Source organism: Glutamicibacter sp. NPDC087583, from assembly GCF_044743685.1.
Taxonomy (GTDB): domain Bacteria; phylum Actinomycetota; class Actinomycetes; order Actinomycetales; family Micrococcaceae; genus Glutamicibacter.
The window spans coordinates 1-6380 of the sequence record NZ_JBIUWY010000013.1; the positions used below are offsets into that span (position 1 = coordinate 1).

Consider the following 6380-nt stretch of genomic DNA (forward strand, 5'->3'; position numbering starts at 1 on the left):
TGAGGGTGTGGGAGAGTAGGTCACCGCCGGACTTAACTTGAGTAGATGGTTTGAGGCCCTGGTACCGTTTGGTGCCGGGGCCTCACCTGTTTAACGGGAAGGGGAGGGGGAATTGGGCAGCTGGTGCTGCTTGGTTCCTCCTCCCCTCCTGCTTTAACCTCGATAGCTGCTAAGCGACTAAGGCAACCCCAAACACTTGACTTAGGCATCATTGTTCAAGGGGCCACTCGAAATGGGCATAGTGTGGGATATGAGCGAGGCTGCGACTGACTCATCGACGGTGACTCGACTCGTCTTCCAATTGCGAAAGAGGGAAACCGAACGTGAGAACTTATGTCGTTACTGGCGCTGCTTCCGGTATTGGCGCGGCCACTGCAGAATTGATTCGAGAACGTGGGCACAAGGTCATTGGAGTTGATCTACGCGATGCCGAGGTCACTGCTGACCTATCGACGCAGGCGGGCCGGCTAAGCGCCATCAGCCAGACCCTAGAGCATTCCGAAGGCAAGATTGACGCGGTCATCGCGGCCGCAGGCATCTCGGCTCCTAAGGCGATTACCGTCTCGGTAAACTACTTCGGCGTAACCAGGTATCTGGAAGGCCTGCTGCCTGCATTGGGACTCTCGCAGTCACCACGCGTGGCCGTGGTTTCCTCGATGGCCTCGATCCAGCAGAATTCCGCTGAACTCGTTGATGCGTTGCTTGCAGGCGACGAGGAAGCAGCCCTGGCCATTGGTGCAGCCTTGGAAGCCGCTGGCCCGCGATCCGGTTACCTGAATTACCCGTCCTCCAAGCGTGCGCTGAGCCGCTGGGTTCGCCGCGAGTGCATCTCGGAGAAGTGGGCCGGCGCAGGGATCCCATTGAACGCTGTGGCTCCTGGCACCGTGATCACCAACATGACTCGGGACCTATTGGCGACAGAAGAAGGCAAATCGATGGTTGACCAGAATGTGCCGATGCCATTGAACTACCACTCTGAAGCCGTGGTAATTGCCAAGCTACTGCTGTGGCTAACGAGTGCAGAAAATACTCACGTCACCGGGCAAACGATTTACTGCGATGGCGGTGCCGAGGCTACGCTCCGCGGGGACGATATCTGGAGCTAGCCCAATTAGCCGGGTATGGCGAAGGACACTATTGGTAACGCGTTCTGAAGTGGCGCATCCACTGCGTGCTTGATATAGTTATGGAGTTGTCGCAATCGCGAATGACACCGTAGTTTTCCCATGGCTAGCCATGAGGTATAGAGTTACGGCGATCATAGCGTGGGGGAAACGCCCAGATCCATACCGAACCTGGAAGCTAAGACCCACAGCGCCGATGGTACTGCACTCGGGAGGGTGTGGGAGAGTAGGTCATCGCCGGGCATAATTTGCCGAAGGCCCCGAACTTTTGTTCGGGGCCTTCGATGTTTAACCGGACTCTCGTGCAGCGGACTTAAAGCCAATGGCGGCTTGGAGTTCAATTTCCAAGCCGCCATTGGCGCTAGCCAGTATTAGGCGTTGTCCAAGCGCAGACCGCTTTCCGTATCAAACAGGTGCGCGTGCTGCAGATTTGGTGCAATATTGATGCGCTGTCCACGTGCGGGAGGCGTACGGCCGTCAACACGAACCACGACTATCTGAGTTTCGCCGCCTAGCTCTGCCGAACCGTAGATGTAGGCATCTGCGCCGAGCTCTTCAACAACGTCGACAACAATCTCCACACCTTCGCCGGCACCGACAATCTCGATGTCCTCTGGACGGAAGCCCAAGGTGACTCCACCCTGTGCCCCAGGCGCATCGATAACAGCTGAACCGAAAGCAACCTGTCCATTGGCAGACTGCAACTGCACCAGGTTCATGGCAGGGGACCCGATGAAGCCTGCGACGAAGACATTGCGTGGGCGATCGTAGAGCTCACGAGGAGTGCCTACCTGCTGCAACTCGCCGTCCTTGAGTACGGCAACGCGGTCACCCATAGTCAAGGCTTCCACCTGGTCGTGGGTCACGTACACGGTCGTGACACCGAGTCGGCGGGTCAGCGACGCAATCTGGGTACGGGTCTGCACGCGCAGCTTTGCATCGAGGTTGGACAGCGGCTCGTCCATCAAGAACACCTGGGGTGAACGAACGATGGCGCGACCCATGGCCACACGCTGACGCTGGCCGCCAGACAAGGCCTTGGGCTTGCGGTCCAAGTACTTCTCCAGATCGAGAAGCTTGGCTGCTTCCAGCACGCGCTTCTTGCGTTCCTCCTTGTCGACGCCGGCGATCTTCAAGGCAAAGCCCATATTCTCGGCAACGGTCATGTGGGGGTACAGCGCGTAGTTCTGGAAGACCATGGCGATGTCGCGGTCCTTAGGCGGAACGTTGGTCACATCCTTATCGCCAATGAGAATACGACCGGAGTTTACTTCTTCCAAGCCCGCGAGCATGCGCAGGGTGGTGGACTTGCCGCAACCCGAGGGGCCGACCAGGACAAGGAATTCTCCATCTTGGATTTCCAAGTCGATAGCGTCGACGGAAGGCACAAGTGCGCCCGGGTAGATGCGGGTGGCCTTTTCAAAGGTCACAGTTGCCATGATGACAATCCTTTCACGGGCAGGTACGTGCCCGACGATCCGTAGTGAAAGTGAGTTGGGACACTTCAGTGTCGCATGGAAATCAGACTTTTCAAAAGGTGTGGTAATTCACTTGGCGAAAGGATATTATGCGCGGCCGCAGTTGGTCCAGGTCCCACCTTGATGCCCAGATCCGCTGCGCCAAGAACCTTGAATCCGTTCTCGTCGGTCACGTCATCACCGACAAAAAGGACCGCTTGGACGTCGAGTACTTCACGCAACCACTGCAGGCTCTGGCCCTTATCGCCGTGATGCACGGTGGCCTCTAGCACCGCTTTGCCTTCAAGCAGTTTGATGCCGTCCAAATCACGTAGCGCCTGCCGCGCCTGTGCCAGGGCCTTGGCGGCAACTTCAGGTGTTGCCTGGCGGACGTGCAGGACCGTGGCCGACGGTTTGTACTCCACGCTGGCGTTCGCGTGCATCGCAGCAACTCGTTCCAGGCGCTTGGTAATTTGCCCGAGCAGCTCGGACTGCCTAGCGGTCAGCGGCTCATCGTGCCAGATCGCGCCCAGCTGTGGCGGAACCAAGCGCTCGGCACCGTGCGAACCAATGCGAATCTCTGGACGAGGTTCAGGATAGACCTCGCTCAAGGACTGCAGGTTACGCCCCGACACCACCGCGGTGTATACCCCGGGACTGGAAGCCAGCTGCTCGAAGGCAGCAGCAGACTCTTCCAGCGGCCGGGCCTCTTGGGGCCGGTCAACCAGCGGGGACATCGTTCCATCAAAGTCCAAAGCAACTAGTACCCGCTGATGGGCAGCAAATTCAGCGAGCGCGGCCTGCAGGGCAGGGTCAAGGTCAGGCAATGGTATTCCTCATCGGAGATCAGGATTCCTGTCGGAATCTTCTAGCGAACGATTTCGTGCACGGAGGTGGCCGCGTTGATCTCGGCCAGCTCGGCCAGGAAATCCTCGGACCACTTCGAGACGTCGTTGAGCGCCAAGTGGCGGTTCATGCGTTTCATCCGGCGTTCCTGCTCTGCCTCATTCATCTGAACCGCTTCAACGATCTTGGCCTTCATCCCGTCGATGTCGTGCGGGTTGACCAGGACAGCCTGGGTCAGCTGATCGGCAGCGCCGGTGTACTCCGAGAGCACCAGTACACCGCGACCATCCTGGTGCGCAGCGACGAACTCCTTGGCCACCAGATTCATCCCATCGCGCAGGGCCGTGACCAGCAGGACATCGGCTGCCAGATACATGGCGATCATTTCGCGCAGCGGATAGGACTGGTGCAGGTAGCGCAGGGTGGTGTGGCTCAGGGTGTCATGCTGGCCGGTGATCTGCCCGACCATGAGCTCCACCTGGTCACGCAGCTCGATGTAGCTGTCCACGTTTTCCCGGCTGGGGCTGGCTACCTGGATCAGGCAGACATCACCGGCGCGCAGAGTCTGGTCGGAGAGCAGCTCGCCATAGGCCTTCAGGCGGTGGCGAATGCCCTTGGTGTAGTCCAAGCGGTCCACGCCCAGCATGATGGTTTTCGGATTGCCCAGCTCATGGCGGATCTGGGCGGCACGGGCAATGATTTGCGGATCGCGTGCGAGCTTGGCGATTTGCTCGGTATCGATGGAAATCGGATGCGCATTGGCACGGCAGAGATTCTGCATGTCGTTACCGGCTGGGGGCGAAGCCACATCGCCCTTGGTGGAGTAGTCGGTGAAACGGCGCAAGCAGCGCAGGAAATTGCTCGCATCGGTTTCGCGCTGGAACCCGACCAAGTCCGCGCCGACCAGTCCCTGCAAGATCTGGGTGCGCCAGGGCAGCTGCGAAAACAGGCTGGCCGCCGGGAACGGTATGTGCAGGAAGAAGCCGATTTTCAGATCGGGTCGCGCCAGCCGCAGCATCTGCGGAACCAGCTGCAGCTGGTAGTCGTGGACCCACACGGTAGCGTGCGGAGCAGCGATTTCCAGTACGGCATCGGCGAATCGCTGGTTGATCCTCTTATAGCGGTCCCACCAGGTGCGGTGGTACTCCGGTGGCACGATGACGTCGTGGTAGAGCGGCCAAAGCGTCGAGTTGGAGAAGCCCTCGTAGTAGAGGGTCAGGTCATCCTCATCCAGGGGGACCGGAACCAGATGGATGTCATCCTTGTCGAAGCTCTCCAGTTTCTCGCCGATACCGCCATGCCAACCCACCCAGGCACCTTCGGACGCAGCCATGACCGGTTCCAAGGCGGTAACCAAACCACCGGGCGAACGCTGGAATCCTTGCGATCCGTCAGGATTGGTGATGCGATCCACCGGAAGGCGGTTGGCTACTACCACAAAATCGTAGGAATTTTCGGTCTTTGTACTCGGCGCTGGGTTACCCACTGCAAACCTCCTGGTTTGTTCAATCTGGTTCACCGGCGTGGTGCAGATTCGTCGGTTCTGAGTGAATGACTTCTCGTCAAATTTCCTCGCTCTTGCTATTTAGCCTAGTGAAAACTGACTGCTAAGGGAACGAAGGGACGGATTTCTCCGTCATATGGGCTACTTCTGCGCATGTGCCGCGTGGTCAGCTAAGGACCGGCAGCAAAGAAACGATATCCGCCGATGACTTGGTTGAACGCTCAACTTAAGGTTTTCGAAGCACTTTGGGTGCTGTATGCGAAAGATATGTGAGTCCTGTGAAGGTGGGGGAATCTTGAGTTTTCAAGGATATTGGCGCTCGGAGTTGGCTAAGCTTGACTCCAGATGATAGTTGTCCGCTGACCAAGGAACCGCCAAATTTATGTCTACAAATAACCCGCGCCCATCGAAGGCAGAGCGAACCGCGAGTGCCCGAGAGAAGGCGGCGCAGATGCGTGCCGCTCAAGATGCCGCTCAGAAGCGCAAGTCGCTTTTCGTGAAGCTGGGCGTATTGGCCGCAGTCATTGTGGTCATCGCACTGGTAGTTACCTTGATCGTGCAGAACAACAACGCAAAGGTGGCAGACTCCGGCGCCGTGCCGCAGGGCGGTACCGCAGCCGGTGGCATCATGGTCACCTCGCCGGACACTGTCGCAGAGAAGTCCATCGAGAATGTGGATATCAAGACGCTCGAAGCACCTGCCGAGGCGCCATCGCCTGCTACCCCACGCGACCTGACGGTGGCTGAAAAGGGCGAACCGATCAACATCGCCATGTACGTTGACGCCAACTGCGTTCACTGTGCAGACTTCGAGGCTACCTACGGGGACCAGATCGAGGAATGGCTGGCCAACGGCGACGTCACCGTTGAATACCGCAACGTCGGCTACCTTGACCGTGGTTCAGCAACCAACTTCTCCTCGCGCGGCGCCAACGCATTGGCTTGCGTCGCCGACGAAAGCCCAGAAGCCTACATGGGCTTCGTCAAGGCGCTGTGGGGCCACTACCCAGAGGGCGAGATGAAGAACGCCGAGCTGGCCGATCTGGCGATCCAGAATGGCGCTGCGCAGTCCGTTGAAAGCTGCATCGCAGATGACAAGTTCCGTCCATTCGTCCAGTACACCACTACTGCCGGCCAGTACGATGGCGTGGCTGGCACCCCATCGATCTTCGTCCAGGGCAAGGTAGTCGATCTGGCAAAGGAAGACTTCCCAACCGCAGTGAAGGAAGCAATCGCTGCCAACAAGTAGGTCGAACCGGTAGCCTCTGGACAATTGTTCGGGATCCGGTAGTATCCTTATTGATCTCGCACCCCGACCGATGGGAAGGAAGCCAATGCTGGCTTCCTTCCCATCGACTCTTCTATGTCTGTCAAGCCGCAACCGGAACCTCTTCAATCATTTTTGAAGCACTGAAGATTCTGAAGATCCGACGGGCGAGATAGCGTTTG

Annotated in this window: 5 protein-coding genes and 1 rRNA gene; 3 read left to right on the plus strand and 3 right to left on the minus strand. The window is 58.3% G+C overall.

Annotated features, from left to right (window positions below):
* The first annotated feature begins 323 nt into the window (after nt 1-323).
* Together ACIOU9_RS17825 and rrf are read left to right on the plus strand one after the other, a co-directional pair.
* The gene (locus tag ACIOU9_RS17825; RefSeq protein WP_133835104.1) at nt 324-1106 is read left to right on the plus strand and encodes an SDR family oxidoreductase; all 783 of its coding nucleotides are present in this window, start codon (nt 324-326) and stop codon (nt 1104-1106) included.
* 144 nt (nt 1107-1250) lie between these two features.
* A 5S ribosomal RNA gene (gene rrf / locus ACIOU9_RS17830) occupies nt 1251-1367 on the plus strand.
* 128 nt (nt 1368-1495) lie between these two features.
* On the opposite strand, the gene ACIOU9_RS17835 is transcribed toward rrf, so the two are convergent.
* The 3 genes from ACIOU9_RS17835 to ACIOU9_RS17845 all read right to left on the minus strand — a co-directional run bounded on the left by ACIOU9_RS17835 (nt 1496) and on the right by ACIOU9_RS17845 (nt 4913).
* Nucleotides 1496-2563: an ABC transporter ATP-binding protein gene (locus ACIOU9_RS17835; protein ID WP_105659109.1), complete on the minus strand. Its 1068-nt coding sequence runs from the start codon at nt 2561-2563 to the stop codon at nt 1496-1498.
* 65 nt (nt 2564-2628) lie between these two features.
* Nucleotides 2629-3408, minus strand: coding sequence for a trehalose-phosphatase (gene otsB / locus ACIOU9_RS17840; RefSeq protein ID WP_146112911.1), 780 nt, complete (start codon nt 3406-3408; stop codon nt 2629-2631).
* Nucleotides 3409-3449: 41 nt separating this feature from the next.
* On the minus strand, nt 3450-4913 hold the full coding sequence (locus tag ACIOU9_RS17845; RefSeq protein WP_105661586.1) for a trehalose-6-phosphate synthase: 1464 nt from the start codon (nt 4911-4913) through the stop codon (nt 3450-3452).
* Between the two features lie 400 nt (nt 4914-5313).
* Between ACIOU9_RS17845 and ACIOU9_RS17850 the strand changes: the two genes are divergently transcribed.
* Nucleotides 5314-6180, plus strand: coding sequence for a thioredoxin domain-containing protein (locus ACIOU9_RS17850; protein ID WP_133835107.1), 867 nt, complete (start codon nt 5314-5316; stop codon nt 6178-6180).
* Nucleotides 6181-6380: the final 200 nt, after the last annotated feature.